Below are 24,731 nucleotides of genomic sequence, written 5' to 3'. Positions count from 1 at the left end.
CCTGGCTACTTGCTGCAGATTTCGCCTTTCATCGGCTGCTCTGGCGCCTTGCGCCATTGCGGCAGGCCGATCAGCACCACCGCGCCGATGATCACCGCCATGGCCAGGCACTCCTCGGTGCCGATCTGTTCCCCGGCGAAGAGGATACCCAGCAGCACCGCCACCGCCGGGTTGACGTAGGCGTAGCTGGTGGCCGCTGCCGGCCGCACGTTCTTGAGCAGGTACATGTAGGCACTGAAGGCGAGGATCGAACCGAACAGCACCAGGTAAGCCAGCGCCCCCCAGCCGGCAAGGGTCGGCATCTGTGTCATGCGCTCACCGGACAGTGCACTGCCCAACAGCAATACCGCGCCGCCTACCAGCATCTCGGCGGCACTGGCCATCGGGCCTTGGGGCAATGGCAGGCTCTTGCTCCACACCGAACCGAACGCCCACGACGCCGCAGCGAACACCACCAACGCCGCGCCCACTGGGCTGGCCTGCAGGTTGGAACCGAGGTTGAGCAAGGCGATACCCAGCAACCCGAGCAGGATACCGGCCCACTCCAGCCGCGAGTTGCGGTGGCCAAACAGCAAACCGAACAGCAACGTGAACAACGGCACCGTCGCCACCGCCAGCGCGGCCACGCCCGAGGCCACACCCGCATGCTCGGCCACTGTCACCCCACCATTGCCGCAGCTGAGCAACAGGAAACCGATCGCTCCGGCCGCACGCCATTGCGGCCAGGTCGGGGCCGGCACACCCCGCCAGCGCAGGAAGCCATACAGCAAACCGCCAGCGATGATGAAACGCACACCGGCCATCAGCATCGGTGGCCACGATTCGACACCGATGCGAATGAACAGGTAGGTGGAACCCCAGACCAGATACAGGGCAATGAAGGCGCCGATGAGCAACAGCGGAAAGCGACGGGAGGCAGGCATGGCAGGCAACTCAGAAATCCGTTTTCGGGTGACCGAGTTTAGGGCTGCGTCCAGGCAAAGATAAGTTACAAAACCGCGCGAAATGAGCGGCACACTTTTAGTGCGCCGATCAGACCAGCCTGGACAAGGTGTTGCGGACTTTCGCTGCTGGGGTTTTCTGCAGGCGGCATAGAAGCGCATGGGAGAGTTGCTCGACACCATGGCCCTGGCGTAGCACGCCGGCGAGGTGTTGCAGCAGGTTGGCAGCCATTTCGGCATCGGCCATGGCCCGGTGCGCGGTGCCGGTATCCGGCAGCCCGGCCCAACGGGTCAGGGTACCCAACTTGTGGTTGGGCGCCGCCGGCAGCAAACGCCGTGACAGCAGCAGTGAGCAGGCGAAGGCCTGGCGACGGCTGCGGCCGATACGGCTCAGCTCATAATCCCAGAACTTCTGGTCGAAGGCGGCGTTGTGCGCCAACAGCGGGGTCTCGCCGACGAATTCGGCAACCTCGTTCATCACCCTGTCCACCGGTGGTGCAGTGCGCAACATGGCGGTGGTGATGCCGGTCAGCCCGGCGACGAAGGCCGGGACTGGCACGCCAGCGTTCATCAGGCTCTGATAGCGCTCGACGATGCGCCCGCCCTCCAGCATCACCACCGCCACTTCGGTGGCGCGGCAACCGGCGCCAGGGGAAATACCGGTGGTTTCAAAGTCGATGACTGCAATACGTTCCATGAAAAACCTTAGTGCTTGAGCAACAGCGCACCCTCGATGGGCACATAACGGGTGGCGGCGCGAATCAGCGACAATGCCGTCAGGCCGGGGACGCCATAGACTACCGCCTCGGTGCCATGGCGCTGGATGACTCGCTCCAGCAGCAGGTCAAAGTCACCATCACCCGAGGCCAGCACCACCTGGTCGACCCGGCTGGCGGCATCGATCACATCGAGGGTGATGCCCACGTCCCAGTCGCCCTTGGCCGAACCGTCGCTGCGCTGGATGAACGGTTTCAGGCGCACATCGAAGCCGAGGTTGCGCAGGATCTGCTGGAATTGCTGCTGCTTGCTGTCACCGCGATCGATGGCATAGGCCACGGCCTCGACGATCTCGCCTTCGCGGCTGACCTGCTTCCACAGTGCGGTGTAGTTGAAGTGGCAACCATGGGCCTGGCGCACGGTGTAGTAGAGGTTCTGCACATCGGCGAACAGCGCGATCTTTTTCACCACATACCCTCGACATGAAAAGGGGCGCAAAGCGCCCCTTCGGAATGCCAGCAGTATGCCAGACCGGTCAGACGAACGTATCGTCATCCGAGAAGAAGCCACCCCCATCATTACCGTAGTCGGTATCGGCCCAGCCGCCCTGGTCATTGCCCCAGCCGCCATTATCGGCGACTTGTTGCTGTGCGCCCTGGTCATGCCAGCCGCCGCTGTCACTGGCCGGTGCCGGCTCTTCCTTGATCACCTCGACCACCTCTTCAGGCTGCGAGTTGTGGTGGAACAGGCTGCTGATACCTTGCGCCAGCAACACGCCACCGGCGACGCCCGCAGCGGTCTGCATTGCACCACCGAGGAAGCTGCTGGCGCCGCTGCGCGCTGGCGCGGCGCCAAAGCCAGGCTGTTGCGGCTGTGCTTGAGCCTGCATCTGCGGCTGCGGCTGCGGCTGAGAGAAGCCTGGCGCACTCGGCTCGCGCCAACCGCCACCCGATGCTACCGGCGCACTAGGGCGCTGCGGCTGAACCGGCTCCGGATTGCGCGCACCGGCACCAAAGATGCTGGAGAGGAACCCACCGCCGCCATTGCCACTGCTGGCACGGGTCGCCTCAAGCTGGGCCCGGGCCTGCTTCAGTTCGGCCTCCAGCTGCTTGTTCTGCTCGTCCAGGCGCTTGATCGCGGCTTCCTGAACCAGGATCGCCTGGGCCATGTAGTAAGGCGCTGCCGGCTGCTGGCGGACATGCTCCTCGATCCGTGCCTGCGCCTGCGCATCACGCGGCTGGTTTGGGTCTTCGGCTTGCTTGATGCGACCGAACAGGCCGTCGATCAGGGTTTGTTCATCAGTGTTCATGGGGCTACCTCATGGGCTAGCAGGACATCGGACATGGCAAAGATGGGGCGCCCGGCCCAAGGATTCAATCACCGCGCGGGTGAAACTTTTTTCAGCAAGTGACCGCTCTGGGCTAAAGTTAGGCCCCTGCTTTTACTGCCTTGCGATGTTGACTGATGAATCCGCTGAGCGTTCTGCGCGACTCCCTGTACTTCTTCCGCCGCCACCTGGCCAGCATCATTCCGCTATGCCTGCCGCTGGTGGTGCTCGAAGCCTTTTCCACCCAGCTGCTGTACCGCCAGCTGGGCGAGCAGGCCTCGCCGGCCTACGGCATGCTGATCAGCCTGTTGTTCTACCCGTTGTACAGCGCGGCGCTGATCCTCTACCTGGACACCCGCAGCAACGGCCAGCAGATCCGCAAACGCGACCTGTTCGCCCGCGCCGTGCAGCTGTGGCCGCAACTGGCCCTGCTGATCACGATCAGCTCGCTGCTGATCATGGCCGGCCTGGCGCTGCTGGTGTTCCCGGGCGTGTGGATCATGATCAACCTGGTGTTCGCCGAGTACCTGCTGGTGCTGCGTGGCCTGCCGGTGGTGCAGTCGATGCGTGAAAGTGCGCGCATGACCACCGGGCACTTCCTGCGCATCATGATCTGCGTGCTCGGCGTGCTGGCGCCGATCTGGCTGATCGATGGCCTGCTGCTGATGGCCTTCCCCGAGCCCGCGCCGGGCGTCGAACTGGCCCTGGACAGCTTGAGTGGGTTCTTGCAGTTGTTCAGCACCGTGGTGCTGTATCGCCTGTTCATGCTGCTGGAAGCTGAAGCCTGATCAGCTCCCGCCTTGCTCAGGTACCGCGCGGCTTGGCCCGCGCGGTAGCTTCGGCCACCAGAGGGTCATCCGGCCAGTAGTGCTTGGGATAGCGCCCCTTCAAGTCCTTTTTCACCTCGGCGTAGGTGGTGCGCCAGAAGTTGGCCAGATCCTGGGTCACTTGCACTGGCCGTCGCGCTGGCGACAACAGATGCAGTTTCACCTGCTGGCGGCCCTGGGCGATGCGCGGCGTATCGGCCAGGCCGAACAGTTCCTGCAGCCGCACGGCAAGGATCGGCGGGTGTTCGCTGTAGTCCAGGCGGATGTTCGAGCCAGAGGGCACTGCCAGATGCGCCGGCGCCCATTCGTCGAGGCGCTGGGGCAATGGCCAGGGCAGCAGATTGCGCAAGATCGACGGCAGGTCCAGCGCGGCGAAGTGGCTCAGGCGCGAGACCTTGCCCAGGTAGGGCTGCAGCCAGTCTTCCAGCGTCGCCAACAGCGCCTCGTCCCCCAGGTCGGGCCATTCGCTTTGCCCGTCCTTGTCCAGATCCAGCTGACGCAACAGCGCCACCCGTGCTTGCCACTGGCGCAGCTCCGGGGTCCAGGTGAGCAGGTTCAGGCCCTTGCGCCGCACCAGGCCAAGCAACGCCTTGGCGCGGGCCTGGTCGTCCAGCCCAGGCAACGGCTCGCGCGCCAGGGCCAGCTCGCCGACCTTGGTCTGGCGCTCGGCACGCAGCACCTGCTCGCGCTCGTCCCAATCGAGGATATCGACGTGCTCGACCTGCTCGGCCAGCACATCATCGAGCAGCGTTGGGTCGAACTCGGCCGCCAGGTAGATGCGTTCTTCCCGTTGGCCCTGGCGGCTACCCAGGTCAGCGATCACCAACCACGGGCATTTCATCAACGCGTCGGCCTCGGCGAACAACGCCGCACGGCCATTGGCCAGGCGATATTCAGCGCCACCCTCGCGACGCTGCTGGGCGACCCGATCGGGATAAGCCAGCGCCAGCAATGCGCCAAGCCAGCGCGGATGGTCGGGGTCGGCAACCGCCGCCGTGGCCTTGCCGCGCAACAGGCCACGGTATTGCCGAGCGAGTTGCCGCGCACGCTGCACGCCGCCCTGGCCACCCCGGCTGGCCTTGCTTTCACCGCTGACCAGCGCCAGGCGGCGGTGCAGGTCGGCACCACCACCGCGCTGGATATCTCGCTCGCCAAGCAAGGCAGCGACATCGCAGGCCATCGTTGCCAGGCCAAGGTCCTGCCCGCGCAACAGCAGGTGGGCGATGCGCGGATGGGTCGGCAGTTCGGCCATGGCCTGGCCGTGGTCGCTGAGGTTGTCACGGCTGCCCGGCTTGAACGCGCCCAGCCGCGCCAGCAGGTCCTGGGCTTGGGCGAAGGCCGCTGCCGGCGGCTGGTCGAGCCAGCGTAACTGGTCGGGAGTGACGCCCCAACGCGCAAGCTGCAAGGCCAGGCCGGCAAGGTCGGCCTGGAGGATTTCGGCGCTGCCGTGGGCAGCCAGTTGGTCATGCTGGGCCTCGGACCACAGGCGGTAGCACACCCCGGGTTCCAGGCGCCCTGCCCGGCCGGCGCGCTGGGTGGCGCTGGCGCGGGAAATCCGCTGGGTGTCCAGGCGGGTCATGCCGCTGCCCGGATCGAAGCGCGGCACCCGCGCCAGGCCGGCATCGATGACAACGCGCACGCCGTCGATGGTCAGGCTGGTTTCGGCGATGTTGGTGGCCAGCACCACCTTGCGCAGGCCCTTGGCCGGCGGGTCGATGGCGGCGCGCTGGGCATTGAGCTCAAGCTCACCATGCAGCGGGCACAGCAGCACATCTGGCCGCTCACCCAGGGCGTCCTGCAGGCTTTGATGCACACGGCGGATCTCGGCCTGGCCAGGCAGGAACACCAGCACGCTGCCGGGCTGTTCGGCCAGCGCCAGCAACACGTTGTCCACTACCCGCGGCTCGATGAACTCGCCCGGCTGGAATGGTCGGCCCCAGCGGATATCCACCGGATGCATGCGGCCTTCGCTGCGCACCACCGGCGCGTCGCCCAGCAGCCGCGAGAGGCGCTCGCCTTCCAGGGTCGCGGACATCAGCAGGATTTTCAGCGGCGGATCGTCACGCAGCAGTTCGCGGCCATTGAGGCTCAGCGCCAAGGCCAGGTCGGCGTCCAGGCTACGCTCATGAAATTCGTCGAAGATCAGCAGGCCGACCCCTTCCAGTGCGGGGTCGGCCTGCAGCCGGCGGGTCAGGATGCCTTCGGTGACCACTTCAATGCGTGTGTGCGGCCCGACCTTGCTGTCCAGGCGAATGCGGTAACCCACGGTTTCGCCGACCTTTTCCCCCAGCTCGCTGGCAAGGCGTTCGGCCGCTGCCCGCGCCGCCAGGCGACGCGGTTCGAGCATGAGGATGGTCTGCCCGGCCAGCCACGGCTCGTCAAGCAGCGCCAGCGGTACACGGGTGGTCTTGCCCGCACCGGGGGGCGCTTCAAGCACGGCTTCGTCGCGGTTTTCCAGGGCTGCGCGCAAGGCAGGCAAGACAGCATCGATCGGTAAGGAAATCATGGTGGTCCTCGAACAGTCTGGCGAGTATAACGGCGAACCCAGCCTGCTCTATCATGGTCTTAGCTTCAGGTGCTGGCGCTTCGCTTGCCCTGCTGAATACTTCTCGGAGATTTACATGCGCATCCCATCCCGCGTCATCGGTGGCGCCCTGATCGTCACGCTGCTGACCCAGCTGACGGCCTGCGGCACCATTTTCTATCCAGAGCGCCGTGGCCAGATCGGCGGCAAGATCGACCCCGTCGTGGCGGCAATGGACGCCATCGGCATCCTGTTCTATGTCATCCCAGGCCTGATCGCCTTTGGCATCGACTTCGCCACGGGCGCCATCTACTACAAAGGCGGGCACACCGCCCAGGTCGACCCGGTAAAACTGCGGGACGCCGTCAGCCCGGATGGCAAGGTCGACAACCTCAAGCTGCAGGCCATCCTGGAAAGCGAACTGGGCCAGCGCCTGCCGCTGGATGACCCGCGGCTGATCCAGCACCGCGGCAGCGTCGAGCAGCTGGCGGCGCTGGGCCTGGTACCTGCAGCCTGACAGCGACAAGGACAGTGCCCCGAGCATGATTACCCCGGCTGAACACCAACGCCTGCTGCGCCTGGCCACCCGCGCTTCTTTGGCGGTGGCCAGTATCCTGGTCCTGAGCAAGGCCATCGCCTGGTGGCTGAGCGGCTCGGTCAGCCTGCTCGCCGGGCTGACCGACTCGGCACTGGATGCCGTCGCCTCGTTCCTCAACCTGCTTGCCGTGCATTACGCCCTGCGCCCGGCCGACGACGACCATCGCTTCGGCCACGGCAAGGCCGAGGCCCTGGCCGGCATGGCCCAGGCGCTGTTCATCGGGGTCAGCGCGGTGCTGATCGGGATCCAGGCCTATGAACGCCTGCGAGCCCCGCAACCGCTGGGTGACACGGCCATCGGCATCGGCGTGATGCTGTTGTCGCTGGCGCTCACCGTTGCCTTGCTGGCCTTGCAGCGCAAGGTGATTCGCCTGACCGGCTCGACTGCGGTGCGCGCCGACTCGCTGCACTACCGCTCCGACCTGCTGCTCAATGGCAGCATCCTGCTCGCCCTGCTGCTGGCACGCCTGGGTTGGGCGCAGATGGATGCGCTGTTCGGCCTGGGCATCGCCTTGTACATCCTCTGGAGTGCATTGCAGATCGCCCGCGAGAGCACGGCGATTCTCATGGACAAGGAACTGCCAAGCGACATCGGCGAAGGGATGGTCGAACTGGTGCTGGGCATCCCCGGCGTCGAAGGCGTGCATGACCTGCGCACCCGGGTGTCAGGTAACCAGTGGTTCGTGCAGTTGCACCTGGAGCTACCTGGGCAGCTGCCACTGAATGCGGCACACGACTTGTGCGTGCAGGCATCGGACGTCATCCGCCAGCGTTACCCGCAGGCGGATGTGATGGTGCATGCCGACCCTGTGTGAGTCAGTTGACGCTGTAGCCTCGGCCACTGAAGCATGCACTGAGTGCCCGTCGGTAGTTGCTCGCCACTTCGACCGGTGGCGCATAGGGCGCCGTAGCCGGGTCAAAGCCTGACTGGCTCACTGCCCAGCGATGACACTGGTAACGGTCCTGGTCTTGCTGCTCCTGCCCTTGGCCATACATCGGGTAGGCAATCACGTCGTAGCTGTTGCCGGCCGGCGCTGCCGCCGGCAACGGTGCCGGGGCCATGGCGGGCGGGTTGACCACGACATACTCCTGGCTGTCGGCCAGGTACTGGTAGTAGGTGTCGGCCACCAGGAAGAACAATGCACCACCCAGCCAGACTTCCCGCGCATAGGAAGGCAGGTAGTTGACCCGCACGCCATAGGGCGGGGTCACCACCACGTAGCGGCCCCCATGCGGGCGATACCAGTAACCGCCGGAGTAGAAGTAGTCATCGCCGCGATAGGGCACCTTCCAGTAGCGGTCCGGGAAGTGATCGATGGTGTGCCCGGGGCGATACTGCGGCCCGGGGCCCCAGCCATTACCGTGGCCATCCGGGCGCCCCTGCCAGTCGCCGCCGGGCCGTTGCCCTGGGCCGCCGGCTTGCCAGTGGCGGTTGTCGCCGTTGTGCCGGGGGATATCTTGGTAATAGCCCTGCCGCGCGGGCTGCGTCTGCTGCACTTCGTCACGCGAGTTGAGTGCGCGGCCAGGGGTTCCCTCGTTGCCGTGCCCCTCGCCCGGGCCTTCGGCCATCGCCCCAAGGCTGATACTCAAACCCAGCAAACCAACACCTGCCAACTGCCAGATGCGTGACTTCATGTTGTTCCTCACGGTAAAGAAAACGGCATGCTGCCAGTCTACCGCGCTGGCACCAAGGGCAGATGAAATTGCGGCCATGAAAAAAGGGAGGCCATTGGCCTCCCTTTGAGAATTGTCGTCCGTGCTCGGCACTTGTGGCGCCGGCTCACCTCACAGCGTCTTCTGGAAGCTGTGTAGCCCGGGGGCCTGCAGATCCTGTTGGATGGCTGGCCGCGACCGCCCGCCTAGGGCGCGTCGCCGTGGACTGATGTCCGGGCAGTGATTCTGGGGTTAACGATACGGGAGCGGCTGCGGCACAGGATTGCGAAGATTGCTCAGATAAATAGCACTTGCGCAATTTTTAACCCTGGATCGATAATTCACCGCAATCCGAACAGAAAAGGCCTTTTCCATGAGCAAACTTGACCGCTACGACCTGAGCATCCTCGCCGAATTGCAGCGCGACGCGCGCATCTCCAACCAGGAGCTGGCCGAACGCATCGGCCTGTCGCCATCGCCATGCTCGCGTCGGGTCAAGCAACTGGAAGACGACGGCTATATCTCGCGCCAGGTCGCCCTGCTCGATCGCAAGAAACTCGGCCTGAGCCTCACCGCCTACGTGCTGATCGGCATGGACCGGCATACCCCGGAGCGCTTCGAGACATTCGAAGCCGCCATCCGCAACCTGCCGCAGGTGCTCGAGTGCAGCCTGGTCACCGGCATGGATGCCGACTACCAGCTGAAGGTGGTGGTGCCAGACATGGACCACTACCAGAAACTGCTGCTGGGCAGCCTGACCCGTATCGAAGGGGTGACCAGCGTGCGTTCGAGCTTCGTGCTCAACCAGGTTCTGGCAAGCACCGAGCTGCCACTGACACACCTGCGTTAAACGCCCACCCGCCCGCGTATAATCGCAAGCTCAGCCTGCCTGGAGAACACAGATGGATCCCGCCGTATTCGAAGAGTGGATGATGATCGTGCTGGTCACTGTACTGATCGGCTTCATGGGCTTCATCGTCTGGGACCTGGCAAAAAAATCCAAGGCCGGGCGCTTTGGCACGATGATCCTGTTCTTCGTGCTCGGGCTGGGAGTGCTGGCCTTCATCATCAAGAGCGTGGTGGTGGCGTTTCTCGAAGGCGTTTAGAAGTTCCGCGAATGCTACTAGAGCTTTGCCGCCACTTCGCGCCAGCAACCCTGCTCCAGCCCATCCAGCGTCCAGTCGCCGATGCGCACCCGTACCAGGCGCAAGGTCGGCAAGCCGACTGCGGCAGTCATCCGCCGCACCTGGCGATTGCGCCCCTCGCGGATCACCAGCTCCAGCCAGCGGGTCGGTACGCTCTTGCGAAACCGTACCGGCGGATTGCGCGGCCATAGCTCGGGCTCGTCGAGGCGCCGCGCTTCGGCAGGCAGGGTTGGGCCATCATTGAGCGCCACGCCATCGCGCAAACGCTGGATCTGCTCGTCGCTCGGTTCGCCTTCCACCTGCACCCAATAGGTCTTGGGCAACTTGTGCCTGGGGTCGGCAATGCGCGCCTGCAGGCCGCCATCGTTGGTCAGCAGCAGCAAGCCTTCACTGTCACGGTCGAGCCGGCCGGCCGGGTAGATGCCAGGGATGTCGATGAAATCCTTGAGCGTCGCGCGCCCTTCCCCGTCAGTGAACTGGGTCAGCACATCGAATGGCTTGTTGAACAGGATCAGGCGTGGCTCGGCCGGCGGCGCCTTGGCCTGGCGACGGGGACCGGCAGGCCGCGCCTGGGGGCGGCGCGGCTTGGAACGGGGTGGCAGTGGCATGGATCCTCAGCGGAACGGCGGCTCATCGAAGCTGCGCAGTTTACGCGAGTGCAACGAATTGAGCTCGGTGCGCAGCAGGTCGAGGGCGGCGATGCCGATCTTCAGGTGCTGGCTGACCGCACGGTTGTAGAAGGCATTGGCCGATCCGGGCAACTTGATCTCGCTGTGCAGGGGTTTGTCGGACACGCACAGCAAGGTGCCATACGGTACCCGCAAGCGATAGCCTTGGGCGGCGATGGTGCCGCTTTCCATGTCCACCGCCACGGCACGCGACAGGTTGATCAACGGCCGCTCCTGAGCCCAGCGCAGCTCCCAGTTGCGATCGTCGTAGGTCAGCACGGTGCCGGTGCGCAGGCGCTTCTTCAGTTCTTCGCCACGCTCGCCGGTCACCTGTGCCGCGGCTTCTTGCAGTGCCAACTGCACTTCGGCCAAGGCCGGGATCGGAATGTTCGGCGGCACCACGCGGTCGAGGATCCCGTCGCGGCGCATGTAGGCGTGGGCCAGCACGTAGTCGCCGATGGTCTGCGACTGACGCAGGCCGCCGCAGTGGCCGATCATCAGCCAGCAGTGCGGGCGCAGCACCGCCAGGTGGTCGGTGATGTTCTTGGCGTTGGACGGGCCAACGCCGATGTTGACCAGGGTCACGCCATCACCGTCACCGGCGATCAGGTGATAGGCCGGCATCTGGTAGCGGTGCCAGACCACGCTGGCGACCAATGCCTGCGCTTCGCCGTGGTCCATGCCCTTTTCGATCACCACGTTGCCCGGCAGCACCATGCGCACGAAGCGCGGGTCTTCACGCAGCTGCTCGAGGCCGTGGCTGATGAACTGGTCGACATAGCGGTGATAGTTGGTCAGCAGGATCCACGGCTGCACATGGCGCCAGTCACTGCCGGTGTAATGCACCAGGCGACGCAGCGAGAAATCCACGCGGGCGGCATCGAACAGCGCCAGCGGCAGGGTTTCGGCATTGCCCCAGTCGTACAGGCCATCGGCGATATTGTCGGTGGCTGCCGACAGGTCGGTGCTGGGGAACACCCGCGCCAGCTCGGCGGCGGTAATGCCACTGCCAGCCAGCTCATCGCCCTGGTCAACCACATAGGGGTAAGGGATGTTCTGCTCGCTGACGCCGACTTCCACGGTCACCGTGTAGTCATGCATCAGCGGCCGCAGCTGCTCCAGCAGGTAACCGCGGAATGCCGCCGGCTGGGTGACGGTGACGCTGTAGGTACCCGCCACCTGGACCTTGGCATAGGCGCGAGTGGTGGCAGCCACTTCACCGTGGCTGTAATAGGTCAGGCGCAGTGCCGGGTAGCGGTACAGGGCGCGCTCGTCGGCACTCGGTTCGGTACGGTCCTTCAGGTAACGCTTGAGGGCCTGGCTCAGGGCCCCGGTGGCCTGTTCATGCAGGGCCGCCAGACGGTCGACGGCCTGTTCGGGGGTATCAACGACTACAAAAGCTTGGCTCACACTGGGCTTCCTGTCTGGACATGCATGTCAGCCATCTTGCCTGCCTTTGTTACTAAATACATCCCCGATGGTCAGCCGCCGTGTTCAACTGGGCCAGGCGGGCGTCGCCCGCGCCACCAGTGCCTCGACATCGATGCCTCGCGGCAAGGCGCCATACACCCGCCCGCCACCGCTCAGCCGGCTGCCGATGAATGCATCGCTGACCACGGCATTGCCTGCCTCCAGCAGCAGCTTGGCCTGCAACGCCAATGCAATGTCTTCGGTCAACTGCCGTGCCCGGTACTGAATATCGCTGGTATCGGCGAACGCCCCCTTGAGGTTGCCGATATGCGCGGCCAGGCGCGGGTCGCCATGCCCGTCGCCCAGTTCGGCGAACAGCGCATCGAGCACCCCCGGCTCCTTGGACAACGCCCGCAGCACGTCCAGGCATTGCACGTTGCCGGAACCCTCCCAGGTCGAGTTGACCGGCGCTTCGCGATACAACCGCGGCAGAATGCTGTCTTCGACATAACCGGCACCGCCCAGGCACTCGGCGGCCTCGTTGATCATGGCCGGCGCCCGCTTGCAGATCCAGTACTTGCCCACCGCCGTGACCAGCCGTGCGAAGTGCGCCTGCTGCGGGTCGTCGAGCTGTTCCAGGGCCTGCCCCATGCGTAGGCTCAGGGCCAGCGCGGCCTCGCTTTCCAGCGCTAGGTCGGCCAGCACGTTCTGCATCAGGGGTTGTTCGTTCAGCACCCGGCCGCCGACCTTGCGATGGGCACAGTGGTGCGCCGCCTGGGTCAGCGCCTGGCGCATCAACGCGCTGGAGCCGACCATGCAATCGAAACGGGTCATGGCCACCATCTCGATGATGGTTGGCACGCCGCGCCCCTCCTCGCCCACCATCCACGCCAGCGCGCCACGGAACTCGACTTCGCTGGAAGCGTTGGAGCTGTTGCCCAGCTTGTTCTTCAGGCGCTGGATGTAGAACTGGTTGCGGCTGTCGTCGGGCCGATGGCGCGGCAGCAGGAAGCAGCTCAGGCCCTTGTCGGTCTGCGCCAGGGTCAGGAAGGCATCGCACATCGGTGCCGAGCAGAACCACTTGTGCCCGACCAGCTCGTAGGGCTGCCCGGGGCCGGGGCTGCCGACCGGGTAAGCACGGGTGGTATTGGCGCGCACGTCGGTACCGCCCTGCTTCTCGGTCATGGCCATGCCAAGGGTCACGCCGGCCTTGTGACGGTCACCGACGTTGCGCGGGTCGTATTCGCGGGCGAGGATCTTCGGTAGCCAGTATTCGGCCAGCTTGGGCTGCAACCGCAGCGCAGGCACGGCCGCAAAGGTCATGGTCAGCGGGCAGCCGGTACCGGCTTCGGCCTGGCTGTGCAGGTAGGTCATCGACGCCCGCGCCACGTGGGCACCGGGCCGAGGTTCGGCCCAGGGCAATGATGGCAGGCCGTGTTCGACGGCAGTGCGCATCAACTCGTGGTAGGCGGGGTGGAACTCGACCAGGTCGATACGATGGCCGTAGCGGTCATGGCTGCTGAATTCCGGCTTGTGCGCATTGGCCAGAAAGCCTGCGGCCATCAGCGGACCGCCGGCCAAGGCACCATAGGCGTCGATCCGCGCTTCGGCCCAACCGGCCCCGAAACGCCGCGACCATTCCTGTAGCGGCAGGTCGAGGCGGTACAGGTTGGCACCGTCGAGCGACGGTGGCTGGTTGGTGACTTCGTGGGTTTCAGCGTACTGGTGCAGGTTCATCGGGAGCTCCTGGATCCGGGCATGCGTGAAAGCCCAGTGAAGCACTCCCTGGCGGTCAGTAATAGTGACAATAATGACTAAACATGTGGCTCAGGGCTGCCAAGGGTTCGCCACAACATTTTCAGCGCCTGCAAGGCAGGCCCTAGAACCGCGTAGCCCCCGACACGGCCCGCTGCACCTGGGCAATAGCGACATTCAAGGTCAGCTCGAACCGGCTCCCAAGCCCCCGCGTCGACTCATGGGACAGCTTGGCATCAAGCAGTTCGGCCAGTTGCCGGCAGATCGACAATCCAATGCCGAGCCCGCCATAGCGGCGAGTCATCGAGCCATCGACCTGGAAGAAGCGCTGATAGAGAATCGCCTGGTCCAGATCATCGAAACCGATGCCGCTGTCGCTGATGGTAAAGGTCAACGCCAGGCTGTCTGGGCCAAGGCGGCGCCCGCGAACTTGCATCATCACCCCACCGTGATGGGTGAACTTCAGGCCGTTGTCCACCAGGCAGCCCAGGCAGCGGGCCACTTTCTGCGCATCGCCCAGCAACTCGTCCGGCAGCTCGGCGGGGATGTCCAGGCTCAGGTACAGCCCCTTGCCCAAGGCCGTTCCGGCATAACCGGCACGCAGGTCCTGCAGCGTCCGCCGCAAGCTGAACGGCAGCGCCTGCGGGCGCATGCGGCCGGCCTGCAGTTCGGTCAACGTGAGAATGTCGTCGACCATGTCCATCATGTCCTGGGCCGAGCCGACCGCCGTGCGGTGGTACTGGGCCATCTCGGCAGTCATGGGCAGCGTGTGCATCAGTTCCAGCGAGCCGATCACACCATTCATCGGTGTCCGCAGTTCGTGGGTAACGGTGGCGAGGAATTCATCCTTCAGGTGATTGCTCCTGGCCAGTTGCTGGTTCATCTGCTCCAGCGCCTCACCGGTATCACGCAAGGTCTGTGCCTGCTGTTCTCGCATGCTGTTGATGCGGTCGGCCAGGGCCAGCGACAGCAACGCTACTTCCAGCGCCGACCCCAGCTGGCTGGAATACATGGTGATGAACTGGTTAGGCAGGTAACCCAGCACCATCAGGGTATTGACCAGCCCACCGAGCAGGAATGCCGTCCAGGCGATGATGAACCAGCGCGCCACACGCAGGCCACGCACCCAGGCATACAAGCCGGCGGCAAAGATGCTCACGGTGAACAGCAAGGCCAGCACCGTGGCCATGCGCAAGGCGATGCCGTAGCGCATGCTCACCGACAGCACCATCACCAGTACGCCACCCAGCATCAGCAGTTGCAGCAAGCGGTCAAAGCCGCGACTGATCTTGCCCAGCTGCAGGAAGTGACGGGCGAACTGGCACCCGAACAAGCCCGCAGCACCGATGAACAGCGGTGTTGCGGCGTTGGCCCACCACGGGCTGTCCGGCCAGAAGTAGGCAACCCCTGCCCCGTTCACCGACACCTGATACAAGCCGAACGAGGCAATGTAGAGGATGTAGTAGAGGTAACTGACGTCTCGCACACTGAGGTAGATGAACAGGTTGTACACCGCCATCACCAGCAGTACGCCGTAGATCATGCCCAGCACATAGAGGCGGGTCGGCTGGTCTTCCAGGTAGGCTTCGGCAGACCACAACGACAGCGGTGCCTGTACCGAACCCTGGCTGTGCAAACGCAGGTAGGCGGTGGTCGACTGCCCAGGCTGCAGTGGCAGTTCGAACAGGTAATTGTTCTGGCGGATCTGGCGGCTGGCGTAGGGCAATGCGTCGCCGGTGCGCTGGGCCAGGACGAACTCGCCATCGCTGCCCGGCAGGTACAGCTCGATATGGTCCATGGGGGGGTATGCCAGCTCGAGCAGCCACTGGCGCGGTTGCGCATTGGCAGAAGCCACATAATGCAGCTCGACCTTGAGCCAGAACACCGAATGCGAGTAACCGGCGTTCAGCACGTCCTGGTGATGCGTACGGAAACGGCTGGCAAAGACAGGTGCACTGACCTGGCCGATGCTCGCGCTGCCATCGCGGTCTTCGTAGACCTGCATGATCTTGCCCAAGGGAAGATGCCGAGTCGCCTCGTCGATTTCGACGGCTCCGGCCAGCACGGGCAACAAGCCCAGAAGCATAATCAGCAAATAGCGCATACAGCCCCAGCATGGCCTGTCCGGTCGCGTCGCGATGGCCTCCAATCCCTTTGAGACGACGAAATCCGGCAGAGCCCGTTTGTCGAGTTATCCGAGCACTCTAGCATAGCTTTCATGGCTGGCGACGGGCCACTCCAATTTTCAAAGAAAAGGCTCTAGGACAACAGTTTCAGCGTAACCACGCCATTAAATCTGACCATTCGATCAACAAATCTCATTTGTAGGACGATCCGCACAAAGGGGTTTGGTGGTAAGCTCGCCGACCATGAATACCTACAGCTCCCGCCCCGTTGTCCTCTGTCTCTCCGGCCACGACCCAAGTGGCGGCGCCGGCTTGCAGGCAGATATAGAAGCCCTGCTCGCCCAAGGCTGTCACGCCGCACCGACCGTGACCGCCCTGACGGTGCAGGATACCGTCAACGTTTCCGACTTCCGCGTGCTCGACCGCGAATGGGTCCTGGCCCAAGCCAATGCCGTGCTGGCCGACTCCACCGTCGCCGCCGTGAAGCTGGGCATGCTCGGCTCGATCGGCATGGTCGACACCGTCGCCGAACTGCTCAGTGCCCACCCGCACCTGCCGCTGGTGTGCGACCCGGTGCTGCGAGCCGGTGGCGGTGGCCGCCTGGGCAAGGACGAAGTCGGCTATGCCCTGCGCGAACACCTGCTGCCGCTGGCGACCATTGCCACGCCGAACTTGCCAGAAGCGCGCATCCTGGCCGAACTCCCTGAAGGCACCGCCGACGAGTGTGCCGAGAAACTGTTGCCGTTTTGCAAAAACCTGCTGATTACCGGTGGGCACGGTGACGAGGAAGAAATCCACAATCGCCTGTACAGCCGCGACGGCCAGAGCCATACCTGGACCTGCCAGCGCCTGCCGGGCAGCTACCACGGCTCGGGCTGCACCCTGGCCAGCGCCCTGGCCGGTCGCCTGGCCCTCGGCGAGCAACTGCAAAGCGCGGTGAAAAGCGCCCTGGATTACACCTGGCGCACCCTGCGCGACGCCGAACAGCTGGGCAAAGGCCAGTACGTTCCGCGTCGCCTGCCCCTGGATTTCTGCTCCTGAGACGAGGCGTTCAATGAAGCTACGCGGTCTGTATGCAATCACCGACAGCCAGCTGCTCGCCGGCCGTTTCCTGTCCCACGTCGAAGCCGCGCTGGAAGGCGGTGTGTGCCTGCTGCAGTACCGCGACAAGGGCGATGACGCCGCCCGCCGCCTGCGCGAGGCCGAAGCACTGATGAAGCTTTGCGAACGCTACGGCACCCAGCTGATCATCAACGACGACGCCGAACTGGCCGCACGCCTGGGCGTCGGCGTGCACCTGGGCCAGACCGACGGCCCGCTGACACCCGCTCGCGCCCTGCTCGGCCGCCAGGCCATCATCGGCTCCACCTGCCACGCCAGCCTCGAGCTTGCCGCCCAGGCTGCCAACGAAGGTGCCAGCTACGTTGCCTTTGGCCGCTTTTTCAATTCCGTCACCAAGCCCGGTGCGCCGGCTGCCAACGTCGACCTGCTGGAGCAGGCCCGCGCCCAGGTAAAACTGCCGATCGCCGTGATCGGTGGCATCACCCTCGACAACGCCGCCCCGCTGATCGCCCATGGTGCCGATCTGCTGGCGGTCATCCACGGCTTGTTCGGTGCCGACAGCGCGCAGGAAGTTACCCGCCGCGCCCGCGCCTTCAACGCCCTGTTCGCTTGCTGATTTCGAGAGAAGACCCATGTCCCGTTCCGAAGCCCTGTTCGCCCAAGCCCAGAAGCACATCCCTGGCGGCGTCAACTCGCCGGTCCGCGCTTTCAAAAGCGTCGGCGGCACCCCGCTGTTCTTCAAGCATGCCGAAGGCGCCTACGTCGTCGATGAAGATGACAAGCGCTACGTCGACTACGTCGGCTCCTGGGGCCCGATGATCCTTGGCCACGGCCACCCGGACGTACTCGATGCAGTACGTCGCCAGCTGGAACACGGCCTGTCTTACGGCGCGCCGACCGCGATGGAAACCGAGATGGCCGACCTGGTCTGCTCGCTGGTGCCGTCGATGGAAATGGTGCGCATGGTCAGCTCCGGCACCGAAGCGACGATGAGCGCCATTCGCCTGGCCCGTGGCTACACCGGCCGCGACGCCATCATCAAGTTCGAAGGCTGCTACCACGGCCACTCCGACAGCCTGCTGGTCAAGGCCGGTTCCGGCCTGCTGACCCAAGGTGTGCCCAGCTCGGCAGGCGTACCGGCAGACTTCGCCAAGCACACCCTGACCCTGCCGTTCAACGACATCGCCGCGGTCGAGAAGACCCTCGCCGAAGTCGGCCAGACCGTGGCCTGCATCATCGTCGAACCGGTGGCCGGCAACATGAACTGCGTACCGCCGGCACCCGGCTTCCTCGAAGGCCTGCGCGAGCAGTGCGACAAGCACGGTGTGGTGTTGATCTTCGATGAAGTGATGACCGGTTTCCGCGTCTCGCTCGGCGGCGCCCAAGGTTACTACGGGATCAGGCCTGACCTGTCGACCTTCGGCAAGATCGTTGGCGGCGGCATGCCGGTTGGCTGCTTTGGCGGCAAACGCGAAATCATGGGTTGCATCGCCCCGCTGGGCCCGGTCTACCAGGCCGGTACCCTGTCAGGCAACCCGCTGGCCATGGCCGCTGGCCTGACCACCCTGAAGCTGATCAGCCGCCCTGGCTTCCATGACGAATTGACCGCCTTCACCAGCCGCATGCTCGATGGCCTGCAACAACGCGCCGATGCCGCTGGCGTGCCTTTCGTCACCACCCAGGCGGGTGCCATGTTTGGCCTGTACTTCAGCGGCGCCGACGACATCGTCACCTTCGACGACGTGATGGCCAGCGATGCCGAACGCTTCAAGCGCTTCTTCCACCTGATGCTCGACGGTGGCGTGTACCTGGCGCCGAGCGCGTTCGAGGCTGGCTTCACATCGATCGCCCACGGTGAAAAAGAGCTGCAGATCACCCTGGATGCGGCTGAAAAAGCCTTTGCCGCGCTGAAGTGACGGGCCGCCTGCGCCGGCCTCTTCGCGGGTAAACCCCGCTCCCACAGGTTATGCGTGTACCCTGTGGGAGCGGGTTTACCCGCGAAGAGGCCGGTACAGGCAATAATTGCCAATCCAATCAGCAAACCCTTCTTCTCTACAGAATTTCGCGTAAAACTTTGTAAGGTTGGCGCTGCTTATCCCATAATGTGCCACCAGAGACATTGGCCGCAGCTTTGCAGAGGTAAGTCGATCCCCATGAACCGCACCGGCCGCGCCCTGACCTTGGGCTGCCTGTTGCTTCTTCAGCCCCTGCTGGCCCTGGCGGAGGGTGGTAACTCGTTGCTGATCCCGGCAACGGGGCGCTGCACGCTCAATGTTCAGCCAGAAGACCTGCAGAACGCGCTGAAAGCCTGCGAAGAAACAGCGGCGACCGGGGACGCCCAGGCACAGTTCGAGCTAGGCGAGTATTACTACACGCTGACGCCGAAAAACCTGAAGATGGCCCTGGACTGGTTCCAGAAGGCCTCGCTGCAAGGCCACGCCGAAGCCCAGTACCGCCTTGGCGCCATGTTCTTTCATGGCGAAGGGGTCAAGGCCAACAACGTGCAGGCCTATATCCTGCTGAAGATGGCCGCGGTCAACGGCGCCGAGGATGCGCTGGACATGGCCGACGAAGTGACCGAACAGATGCCTCGCGACGAGCTTGAGCACGCCACCCAGGTACTTGGCCAGATCTTCCGCAAGTACTTGCTGGAACTGCAGAACGCCGAAGGACGCACACCGTTCTCGCCACTGCCCTGATGCTTACCGCTCCGGCATCGGCATGGGGAACGGCATCACGTTGCCGCTGGCCTTCGCCTCGCTGATCTTGGCCGTGCCCAGGCGCTCCACTTCATCGATGCGCACGATCGAATGCATCGGCACGAAACTGCGGATCACCCCTTCGAACTGATTCTTGAGCTTCTCTTCGCTCGGGTCGACCACCACCTGGGTGCGTTCGCCGAAAACGAACTCCTCGATTTCCAGAAAGCCCCACAGGTCGCTCTGGTAGATCTGCTTGGCATACATCTCGAAGACCTGCCCCTGGTTGAGGAAGATCACCTTGTAGATGGCGGGTTCGCGTTTGCTCATGTTCGGCGGGATAACACATGCGTAAGAAAAGGCGCGCATCATAGCAGAGCGGGCCTCGGCCCGGGCGGGTATACAGCCTGAACCCACCCTTGATCGTTTCAGTGCTTTCGCCACTGCCCTTCAGGGGTTATTCTTGAGTTCACATTCATTGCCGTCGAGCGGCTAAAAACGACCTTGAACGCACCCATACAACCTCATCGTTTCATCCTCGAACCCTTCGAGGCCCACCGTTTCGCCAACTTGTGCGGCCAGTTCGACGAGCACCTGCGCCTGATCGAACAACGCCTGGCCATCGAAATCCGCAACCGCGGCAACCAATTCGAGCTGATCGGCGAACCCAAGACCACTTCCGCTGCCGAGCAACTGCTGCGCCGCCTCTACCGCGAGACCAAGGCCACGGACCTGTCGCCGGAAACCGTGCACCTGTACCTGCAGGAGTCGACGGTAGAGAACATCGACAATCCCGCGGTCAATGAAGTCAGCGTCTCGCTGCGCACGCGCAAGGGCAATATTCGCCCGCGCGGCGTCAACCAGCAGCGCTACGTCAAGGAAATCCTGGGCAATGACATCAACTTCGGCATCGGCCCGGCCGGTACCGGCAAGACTTACCTTGCCGTGGCCTGCGCCGTCGACGCCCTGGAGCGTGAGCAAGTGCGCCGCATCCTGCTGGTACGCCCGGCGGTCGAGGCGGGCGAAAAGCTCGGCTTCCTGCCTGGCGACCTGGCCCAGAAGATCGACCCGTACCTGCGCCCGCTGTACGACGCGCTGTACGAGATGCTCGGCTTCGAGCATGTGGCCAAGCTGATCGAGCGCCAGGTGATCGAGATCGCCCCGCTGGCCTACATGCGCGGCCGCACCCTGAACAATAGCTTCATCATCCTCGACGAAAGCCAGAACACCACGCTGGAACAGATGAAGATGTTCCTTACCCGTATCGGCTTCGGCTCGACGGCGGTGATCACCGGTGATATCACCCAGGTCGACCTGCCCCGTGGCACCAAGTCGGGCCTGGCCCATGTGATCGAGGTGCTCAGGGACGTACCGGGGATCAGCTTCACCCACTTCCAACCCAAAGATGTGGTTCGTCACCCACTGGTGCAGCGTATCGTCGAGGCTTATAACCGCTTCGATGCCCGCCAGGCCAAGCCCGAGGCACCCGGCAAAGATGCTTGAACTTGACCTGCAACGGGCCACGGATGCTGCCGCCCCGGACGACGCCGCCTTCCGCCGCTGGTGCGAACTGGCCTTGCGCCAGCGCACGGCCGACTCGGAAATGACCATTCGTCTGGTCGACGAAGGCGAAGGCCGCGAACTCAACCGCACCTACCGGCACAAGGACTACGCGACCAATGTGCTGTCGTTCCCGGCCGACGTGCCGGATGACCTGCTCGATATCCCGCTGCTGGGCGACCTGGTGATCTGCGTGCCAGTGGTCGAGCGCGAGGCGGCCGAACAGGGCAAGTCGCTGGAAGCGCACTGGGCGCACCTGGTCATCCACGGCTGCCTTCACTTGCTCGGCTACGACCACATCGAAGACGATGAGGCCGAGGAAATGGAAGCGCTGGAACGGGAATTGCTGGCGGAACTGGGTCACCCTGACCCGTACGCCGACGATGAAAACGAACCTCTCACACACTGATACACGAAGGATCACGAGAACCGCCATGAGCGAAGATCGATCGAGCAACGGGCAGAAGTCCTGGCTGGGTAAACTGACCCAGGCTTTTGCCCATGAGCCGAAAAACCGCCAGGAGCTCCTTGAGCTGCTGCGCGAAGCCCATCAGAACAAGCTGCTCGACAGCGAAGCGCTGACCATCGTCGAAGGTGCCATCCAGGTCGCCGACCTGCAGGTACGCGACATCATGGTCCCGCGTTCGCAAATGATCAGCATCAAGGCGACCCAATCGCCGCGCGAGTTCCTCCCGGCCGTCATCGACGCTGCCCACTCGCGCTACCCGGTGATCGGTGAAAGCCACGACGATGTGCTCGGGATCCTGCTGGCCAAGGACCTGCTGCCGCTGATCCTCAAGGAGAACGGCGACAGCTTCAACATCAAGGACCTGCTGCGCCCGGCCACGTTCGTGCCGGAGTCCAAGCGCCTGAACGTGCTGCTGCGCGAGTTCCGCGCCAACCATAACCACATGGCCATCGTCATCGACGAGTACGGCGGCGTGGCGGGCCTGGTGACCATCGAGGACGTGCTGGAACAGATCGTCGGTGACATCGAGGACGAGCACGACGTCGAGGAAGACAGCTACATCAAGCCGCTACCGAGCGGTGACTTCCTGGTCAAGGCGCTGACACCGATCGACAACTTCAACGAGTTTTTCGACAGCGAATTCTCGGATGACGAGTTCGACACCGTCGGCGGTCTGGTGATGAGCGCCTTCGGCCACCTGCCCAAGCGCAACGAGACCACCGAAATCGGCGCCTACAAGTTCCGTATTCTCAATGCCGACAGCCGGCGGATACACTTGCTGCGCCTGACCCCGATCACCCGCTAAGGACAAACATGCGTTGGATCACCCGCCCCGGCTGGCCCGGTAATTTGCTGGCCCTGGCGGCCGGCGCATCGACCCTCCTGGCCCTGGCGCCGTTCGATATCTGGCCGCTGGCCCTGCTGTCAATCGCCCTGCTCTACCTTGGCCTGCGCGAGCTCAGCCCGCGCCAGGCCATGTGGCGTGGCTGGTGGTTCGGCTTTGGCCTCTATGGCGCAGGCACGTGGTGGATCTACGTCAGCATGAATACCTACGGCGGCGCCTCGCCGTTGTTGGCGATCGTCTTGCTGCTGGCGTTCTTCGCCGCCCTCGCCTGGTTCTTCGCCCTGCCCACCTGGCTATGGGCACGCTGGTTCAGGCGCAACGAGGCGCCCCTGGCCGATGCCCTGTGCTTCGCCGCCCTGTGGCTGCTGCAAGAGGCCTTCCGTGGCTGGTTCCTGACTGGCTTCCCTTGGCTGTATGCCGGTTACAGCCAGCTCGACGGCCCGCTGTCGGGCCTTGCGCCGCTAGGTGGCGTGTGGCTGATTTCCTTCGCCCTGGCGCTGAGCGCCGCGCTGCTGTGCAACCTGCACCGCCTGCGCGAACGCCCATCGTTCCTGGGCATCGGCGCGGCACTGCTGCTGGCGCCATGGGTGATCGGCATGGCCCTCAAGGGCCACGCCTGGACCACGCCGGCGGGCGACCCGCTCAAGGTCGCGGCCCTGCAGGGCAACGTCGAGCAGGACCTGAAGTGGGACCCGGCCCACATCGACGCGCAACTGGCGCTGTACCGCGACATGAGCTTCAGCTCCAAACCGGTTGACCTGCTGGTGTGGCCGGAAACCGCCGTGCCAGTGCTCAAGGACCAGGCTCAAGGCTATATCGATGTGATGGGCCGCTTTGCTGCCGACCGGCACTCGGCGCTGATCACCGGTGTCCCCGTCCGTGAAGTGGTGCATCACCAGCGCCGCTATTACAACGGCGTCACCGCAACCGGCGAAGGCGACGGTACTTACCTCAAGCAGAAACTGGTGCCGTTTGGCGAGTATGTGCCGTTGCAGGACATGCTTCGCGGCGCGATCGAGTTCTTCAACCTGCCGATGTCGGACTTTGCCCGCGGCCCCGCGGACCAGCCACTGCTGCAAGCCAAGGGCTACCAGATTGCCCCGTTCATCTGCTACGAAGTGGTCTACCCCGAGTTCGCTGCTGGCCTGGCGGCACGCAGTGACCTGCTGCTGACCATCAGCAACGACACCTGGTTCGGCACCTCGATCGGCCCGCTGCAGCACCTGCAGATGGCGCAGATGCGTGCACTGGAAGCCGGCCGCTGGATGATCCGCGCCACCAACAACGGCGTAACCGCACTGATCGACCCGTTTGGCAAGATCACCGCACAAGTGCCGCAGTTCCAGCGGGCGGTGCTGTATGGGGAAGTGGTGCCAATGCAGCAGCTGACGCCTTACCTGCAGTGGCGGTCCTGGCCGCTGGCGATGCTTTGCGTGCTGTTGCTGGGCTGGGCCCTGCTGGCGAGCCGTATCGCCAAGACAGTCTGATTCAGACCGCACCGGCCACTTCGCGGGTGAACCCGCTCCCACAGAACCTCCACAGCCCTCGAGGCTTGTGCAGCACCTGTAGGAGCGGGTTTACCCGCGAAGAGGCCAGCACTAGCAACACATGGCTCAATAGAACAACCGATACCCCACCAACCCCACCGCTTCATTGAGCAACTGCCCGCTCTGCCACATCGCCCGGCTCTCCGGCAGCAAGCCACCGAACGGCCGCGCATGATCGCGCCCGAGGAACCCCACCGGCGCCGGCACCACCTCGAACCCGGCCCGCTCGAAGCTCCAGCGCGAGCGTTGCATGTGCCACGCCTGAGTCACCACCACCACCCGGTGTATGCCCAGCGGTTGCAATATCCTGGCGCTCAGCCGGGCGTTCTCCCAGGTAGTGCGGCTGGCCTCTTCCTGCCATTTCACCTCGACGGCGAAATCCTCACGAAGGCGGTCAGCCATCAACTGTGCTTCGCTCGGTGGCGTCCCATAGTGCAAGCCACCACTGGTCAGTACCGGTAACCCCGAGGCTTTCGCCAGCCGAGCGGCAAAACGCATGCGCTCAAGGGCCGTTGCCGCAGGCTGGTCCACGCCACCCCAGGCCGGGTCGCCCCGCTCACGCCCCGCGCCAAGCACGACGATGGCGTCGGCCCTGCTCGCCAGGCCGGTCCAATCAGCTGTCGCCAGGGGCGGCTCGGTCTCCAGCAGACGGGCAAACTCCTGCACCACCAGCGGCAAACTCATCAGCCACAGGCCTCCCAGCCCCATGACGAAACACAGCGTTGCCAACCGCGGCCGCCGTCTGCGCAACCACCAGGCCGCGAGCAGCAGCAGAAACAGGACGCCAGGCGGCATCAGCCATTGCTTGAAGAAAAACCGGATCGGCATCGACACACCTCCATGGAAGGCGTGCAGCCTAT

Annotated in this window: 25 protein-coding genes; 13 read left to right on the top strand and 12 right to left on the bottom strand. The window is 64.3% G+C overall.

Translation table 11 applies throughout. The features are described from left to right. Positions 1-5: 5 nt before the first annotated feature. The 4 genes from yedA to L6D64_RS16490 form a co-directional block, all read right to left on the bottom strand. Positions 6-923, bottom strand: a complete 918-nt coding sequence (gene yedA, locus L6D64_RS16505) for a drug/metabolite exporter YedA (protein WP_176507099.1) — start codon at positions 921-923, stop codon at positions 6-8. A gap of 109 nt (positions 924-1,032) precedes the next feature. Next, positions 1,033-1,638, bottom strand: a complete 606-nt coding sequence (locus L6D64_RS16500; RefSeq protein WP_176507098.1) for a 3'-5' exonuclease — start codon at positions 1,636-1,638, stop codon at positions 1,033-1,035. 8 nt (positions 1,639-1,646) lie between these two features. Further along, positions 1,647-2,126, bottom strand: coding sequence for a LabA-like NYN domain-containing protein (locus L6D64_RS16495; protein ID WP_176507097.1), 480 nt, complete (start codon positions 2,124-2,126; stop codon positions 1,647-1,649). Between the two features lie 67 nt (positions 2,127-2,193). Beyond that, positions 2,194-2,967 carry a DUF2076 domain-containing protein gene (locus L6D64_RS16490; protein WP_176507096.1) on the bottom strand — a complete coding sequence of 258 codons (774 nt, stop codon included), beginning with the start codon at positions 2,965-2,967 and terminating at the stop codon, positions 2,194-2,196. Positions 2,968-3,122: 155 nt separating this feature from the next. Here L6D64_RS16490 and L6D64_RS16485 point away from each other — a divergent pair, with 155 nt between their 5' ends. Then, positions 3,123-3,773, top strand: coding sequence for a YciC family protein (locus L6D64_RS16485; RefSeq protein ID WP_176507095.1), 651 nt, complete (start codon positions 3,123-3,125; stop codon positions 3,771-3,773). Positions 3,774-3,789: 16 nt separating this feature from the next. On the opposite strand, the gene hrpB is transcribed toward L6D64_RS16485, so the two are convergent. Further along, positions 3,790-6,318: an ATP-dependent helicase HrpB gene (hrpB, locus tag L6D64_RS16480; RefSeq protein ID WP_176507094.1), complete on the bottom strand. Its 2,529-nt coding sequence runs from the start codon at positions 6,316-6,318 to the stop codon at positions 3,790-3,792. Positions 6,319-6,433: 115 nt separating this feature from the next. Here hrpB and L6D64_RS16475 point away from each other — a divergent pair, with 115 nt between their 5' ends. Both L6D64_RS16475 and L6D64_RS16470 read left to right on the top strand, forming a co-directional pair. Further along, complete coding sequence (locus L6D64_RS16475) at positions 6,434-6,853, top strand: hypothetical protein (protein ID WP_054886744.1); 420 nt, start codon at positions 6,434-6,436, stop codon at positions 6,851-6,853. Positions 6,854-6,878: 25 nt separating this feature from the next. Then, on the top strand, positions 6,879-7,748 hold the full coding sequence (locus L6D64_RS16470) for a cation diffusion facilitator family transporter (RefSeq protein WP_176507093.1): 870 nt from the start codon (positions 6,879-6,881) through the stop codon (positions 7,746-7,748). A 1-nt stretch (position 7,749) separates the two neighbouring features. Here L6D64_RS16470 and L6D64_RS16465 read toward each other — a convergent pair whose 3' ends face one another. Then, a complete protein-coding gene (locus L6D64_RS16465; protein ID WP_176507092.1) occupies positions 7,750-8,568 on the bottom strand; it encodes a DUF6515 family protein in 819 nt (272 codons plus the stop codon). Positions 8,569-8,959: 391 nt separating this feature from the next. On the opposite strand from L6D64_RS16465, the gene L6D64_RS16460 reads away from it, so the two are divergent. Further along, on the top strand, positions 8,960-9,436 hold the full coding sequence (locus L6D64_RS16460; RefSeq protein ID WP_003249795.1) for an Lrp/AsnC family transcriptional regulator: 477 nt from the start codon (positions 8,960-8,962) through the stop codon (positions 9,434-9,436). A gap of 52 nt (positions 9,437-9,488) precedes the next feature. After that, positions 9,489-9,692 carry a DUF2788 domain-containing protein gene (locus L6D64_RS16455; RefSeq protein WP_027917747.1) on the top strand — a complete coding sequence of 68 codons (204 nt, stop codon included), beginning with the start codon at positions 9,489-9,491 and terminating at the stop codon, positions 9,690-9,692. Between the two features lie 17 nt (positions 9,693-9,709). On the opposite strand, the gene L6D64_RS16450 is transcribed toward L6D64_RS16455, so the two are convergent. The 4 genes from L6D64_RS16450 to L6D64_RS16435 form a co-directional block, all read right to left on the bottom strand. Then, positions 9,710-10,339 (bottom strand): pseudouridine synthase, encoded by a 630-nt coding sequence (locus L6D64_RS16450; RefSeq protein ID WP_236192504.1) that lies wholly within the window; start codon positions 10,337-10,339, stop codon positions 9,710-9,712. A 6-nt stretch (positions 10,340-10,345) separates the two neighbouring features. Then, positions 10,346-11,809: an AMP nucleosidase gene (gene amn / locus L6D64_RS16445; RefSeq protein WP_176507091.1), complete on the bottom strand. Its 1,464-nt coding sequence runs from the start codon at positions 11,807-11,809 to the stop codon at positions 10,346-10,348. An 84-nt stretch (positions 11,810-11,893) separates the two neighbouring features. Next, positions 11,894-13,546, bottom strand: a complete 1,653-nt coding sequence (locus L6D64_RS16440; protein ID WP_176507090.1) for an acyl-CoA dehydrogenase family protein — start codon at positions 13,544-13,546, stop codon at positions 11,894-11,896. 142 nt (positions 13,547-13,688) lie between these two features. Continuing rightward, the gene (locus tag L6D64_RS16435) at positions 13,689-15,668 is read right to left on the bottom strand and encodes a sensor histidine kinase (protein ID WP_176507089.1); all 1,980 of its coding nucleotides are present in this window, start codon (positions 15,666-15,668) and stop codon (positions 13,689-13,691) included. Positions 15,669-15,933: 265 nt separating this feature from the next. On the opposite strand from L6D64_RS16435, the gene L6D64_RS16430 reads away from it, so the two are divergent. The 4 genes from L6D64_RS16430 (at position 15,934) to L6D64_RS16415 (ending at position 19,451) form a co-directional block, all read left to right on the top strand. Further along, the gene (locus L6D64_RS16430; RefSeq protein ID WP_176507088.1) at positions 15,934-16,731 is read left to right on the top strand and encodes a hydroxymethylpyrimidine/phosphomethylpyrimidine kinase; all 798 of its coding nucleotides are present in this window, start codon (positions 15,934-15,936) and stop codon (positions 16,729-16,731) included. 13 nt (positions 16,732-16,744) lie between these two features. Then, positions 16,745-17,368 carry a thiamine phosphate synthase gene (gene thiE, locus L6D64_RS16425; protein ID WP_176507087.1) on the top strand — a complete coding sequence of 208 codons (624 nt, stop codon included), beginning with the start codon at positions 16,745-16,747 and terminating at the stop codon, positions 17,366-17,368. Positions 17,369-17,384: 16 nt separating this feature from the next. Continuing rightward, on the top strand, positions 17,385-18,668 hold the full coding sequence (gene hemL, locus L6D64_RS16420; RefSeq protein ID WP_176507086.1) for a glutamate-1-semialdehyde 2,1-aminomutase: 1,284 nt from the start codon (positions 17,385-17,387) through the stop codon (positions 18,666-18,668). A 237-nt stretch (positions 18,669-18,905) separates the two neighbouring features. Continuing rightward, entirely contained in the window at positions 18,906-19,451 is a 546-nt protein-coding gene (locus L6D64_RS16415; RefSeq protein ID WP_176507085.1) for a tetratricopeptide repeat protein, read from the top strand. 3 nt (positions 19,452-19,454) lie between these two features. On the opposite strand, the gene L6D64_RS16410 is transcribed toward L6D64_RS16415, so the two are convergent. Further along, a complete protein-coding gene (locus tag L6D64_RS16410) occupies positions 19,455-19,781 on the bottom strand; it encodes a DUF1820 family protein (protein WP_176507084.1) in 327 nt (108 codons plus the stop codon). Between the two features lie 174 nt (positions 19,782-19,955). Here L6D64_RS16410 and L6D64_RS16405 point away from each other — a divergent pair, with 174 nt between their 5' ends. From L6D64_RS16405 to lnt, 4 genes are read left to right on the top strand one after another with little or no spacing between them, the layout of a single operon-like run. After that, complete coding sequence (locus tag L6D64_RS16405; RefSeq protein ID WP_176507083.1) at positions 19,956-20,954, top strand: PhoH family protein; 999 nt, start codon at positions 19,956-19,958, stop codon at positions 20,952-20,954. Continuing rightward, complete coding sequence (gene ybeY / locus L6D64_RS16400; protein ID WP_176507082.1) at positions 20,947-21,420, top strand: rRNA maturation RNase YbeY; 474 nt, start codon at positions 20,947-20,949, stop codon at positions 21,418-21,420. Before L6D64_RS16405 ends, ybeY begins: the two co-directional genes overlap by 8 nt. Before the next feature lie 25 nt (positions 21,421-21,445). After that, positions 21,446-22,285, top strand: coding sequence for an HlyC/CorC family transporter (locus L6D64_RS16395; protein ID WP_027917759.1), 840 nt, complete (start codon positions 21,446-21,448; stop codon positions 22,283-22,285). 8 nt (positions 22,286-22,293) lie between these two features. After that, positions 22,294-23,811 carry an apolipoprotein N-acyltransferase gene (lnt, locus tag L6D64_RS16390; protein WP_176507081.1) on the top strand — a complete coding sequence of 506 codons (1,518 nt, stop codon included), beginning with the start codon at positions 22,294-22,296 and terminating at the stop codon, positions 23,809-23,811. Between the two features lie 126 nt (positions 23,812-23,937). On the opposite strand, the gene L6D64_RS16385 is transcribed toward lnt, so the two are convergent. After that, positions 23,938-24,699 (bottom strand): YdcF family protein, encoded by a 762-nt coding sequence (locus L6D64_RS16385; RefSeq protein WP_176507080.1) that lies wholly within the window; start codon positions 24,697-24,699, stop codon positions 23,938-23,940. Positions 24,700-24,731: the final 32 nt, after the last annotated feature.

This window comes from Pseudomonas urethralis, assembly GCF_021602465.1.
Classification (GTDB): domain Bacteria; phylum Pseudomonadota; class Gammaproteobacteria; order Pseudomonadales; family Pseudomonadaceae; genus Aquipseudomonas; species Aquipseudomonas vlassakiae.
Note: the sequence above shows the minus strand (reverse complement) of the source record. Positions and strands in the feature narration are given on the sequence as shown.

Excerpts from the sequence above, each read along its gene's own strand:
- yedA (WP_176507099.1), bottom strand. The coding sequence starts at position 923 with ATGCCTGCCTCCCGTCGCTTTCCGCTGTTGCTCATCGGCGCCTTCATT.
- L6D64_RS16500 (WP_176507098.1), bottom strand. The coding sequence starts at position 1,638 with ATGGAACGTATTGCAGTCATCGACTTTGAAACCACCGGTATTTCCCCT.
- L6D64_RS16490 (WP_176507096.1), bottom strand. The coding sequence starts at position 2,967 with ATGAACACTGATGAACAAACCCTGATCGACGGCCTGTTCGGTCGCATC.
- L6D64_RS16485 (WP_176507095.1), top strand. The coding sequence starts at position 3,123 with ATGAATCCGCTGAGCGTTCTGCGCGACTCCCTGTACTTCTTCCGCCGC.
- hrpB (WP_176507094.1), bottom strand. The coding sequence starts at position 6,318 with ATGATTTCCTTACCGATCGATGCTGTCTTGCCTGCCTTGCGCGCAGCC.
- L6D64_RS16475 (WP_054886744.1), top strand. The coding sequence starts at position 6,434 with ATGCGCATCCCATCCCGCGTCATCGGTGGCGCCCTGATCGTCACGCTG.
- L6D64_RS16470 (WP_176507093.1), top strand. The coding sequence starts at position 6,879 with ATGATTACCCCGGCTGAACACCAACGCCTGCTGCGCCTGGCCACCCGC.
- L6D64_RS16465 (WP_176507092.1), bottom strand. The coding sequence starts at position 8,568 with ATGAAGTCACGCATCTGGCAGTTGGCAGGTGTTGGTTTGCTGGGTTTG.
- L6D64_RS16460 (WP_003249795.1), top strand. The coding sequence starts at position 8,960 with ATGAGCAAACTTGACCGCTACGACCTGAGCATCCTCGCCGAATTGCAG.
- L6D64_RS16455 (WP_027917747.1), top strand. The coding sequence starts at position 9,489 with ATGGATCCCGCCGTATTCGAAGAGTGGATGATGATCGTGCTGGTCACT.
- L6D64_RS16450 (WP_236192504.1), bottom strand. The coding sequence starts at position 10,339 with ATGCCACTGCCACCCCGTTCCAAGCCGCGCCGCCCCCAGGCGCGGCCT.
- L6D64_RS16440 (WP_176507090.1), bottom strand. The coding sequence starts at position 13,546 with ATGAACCTGCACCAGTACGCTGAAACCCACGAAGTCACCAACCAGCCA.
- L6D64_RS16435 (WP_176507089.1), bottom strand. The coding sequence starts at position 15,668 with ATGCGCTATTTGCTGATTATGCTTCTGGGCTTGTTGCCCGTGCTGGCC.
- L6D64_RS16430 (WP_176507088.1), top strand. The coding sequence starts at position 15,934 with ATGAATACCTACAGCTCCCGCCCCGTTGTCCTCTGTCTCTCCGGCCAC.
- thiE (WP_176507087.1), top strand. The coding sequence starts at position 16,745 with ATGAAGCTACGCGGTCTGTATGCAATCACCGACAGCCAGCTGCTCGCC.
- hemL (WP_176507086.1), top strand. The coding sequence starts at position 17,385 with ATGTCCCGTTCCGAAGCCCTGTTCGCCCAAGCCCAGAAGCACATCCCT.
- L6D64_RS16415 (WP_176507085.1), top strand. The coding sequence starts at position 18,906 with ATGAACCGCACCGGCCGCGCCCTGACCTTGGGCTGCCTGTTGCTTCTT.
- L6D64_RS16410 (WP_176507084.1), bottom strand. The coding sequence starts at position 19,781 with ATGAGCAAACGCGAACCCGCCATCTACAAGGTGATCTTCCTCAACCAG.
- ybeY (WP_176507082.1), top strand. The coding sequence starts at position 20,947 with ATGCTTGAACTTGACCTGCAACGGGCCACGGATGCTGCCGCCCCGGAC.
- L6D64_RS16395 (WP_027917759.1), top strand. The coding sequence starts at position 21,446 with ATGAGCGAAGATCGATCGAGCAACGGGCAGAAGTCCTGGCTGGGTAAA.
- lnt (WP_176507081.1), top strand. The coding sequence starts at position 22,294 with ATGCGTTGGATCACCCGCCCCGGCTGGCCCGGTAATTTGCTGGCCCTG.
- L6D64_RS16385 (WP_176507080.1), bottom strand. The coding sequence starts at position 24,699 with ATGCCGATCCGGTTTTTCTTCAAGCAATGGCTGATGCCGCCTGGCGTC.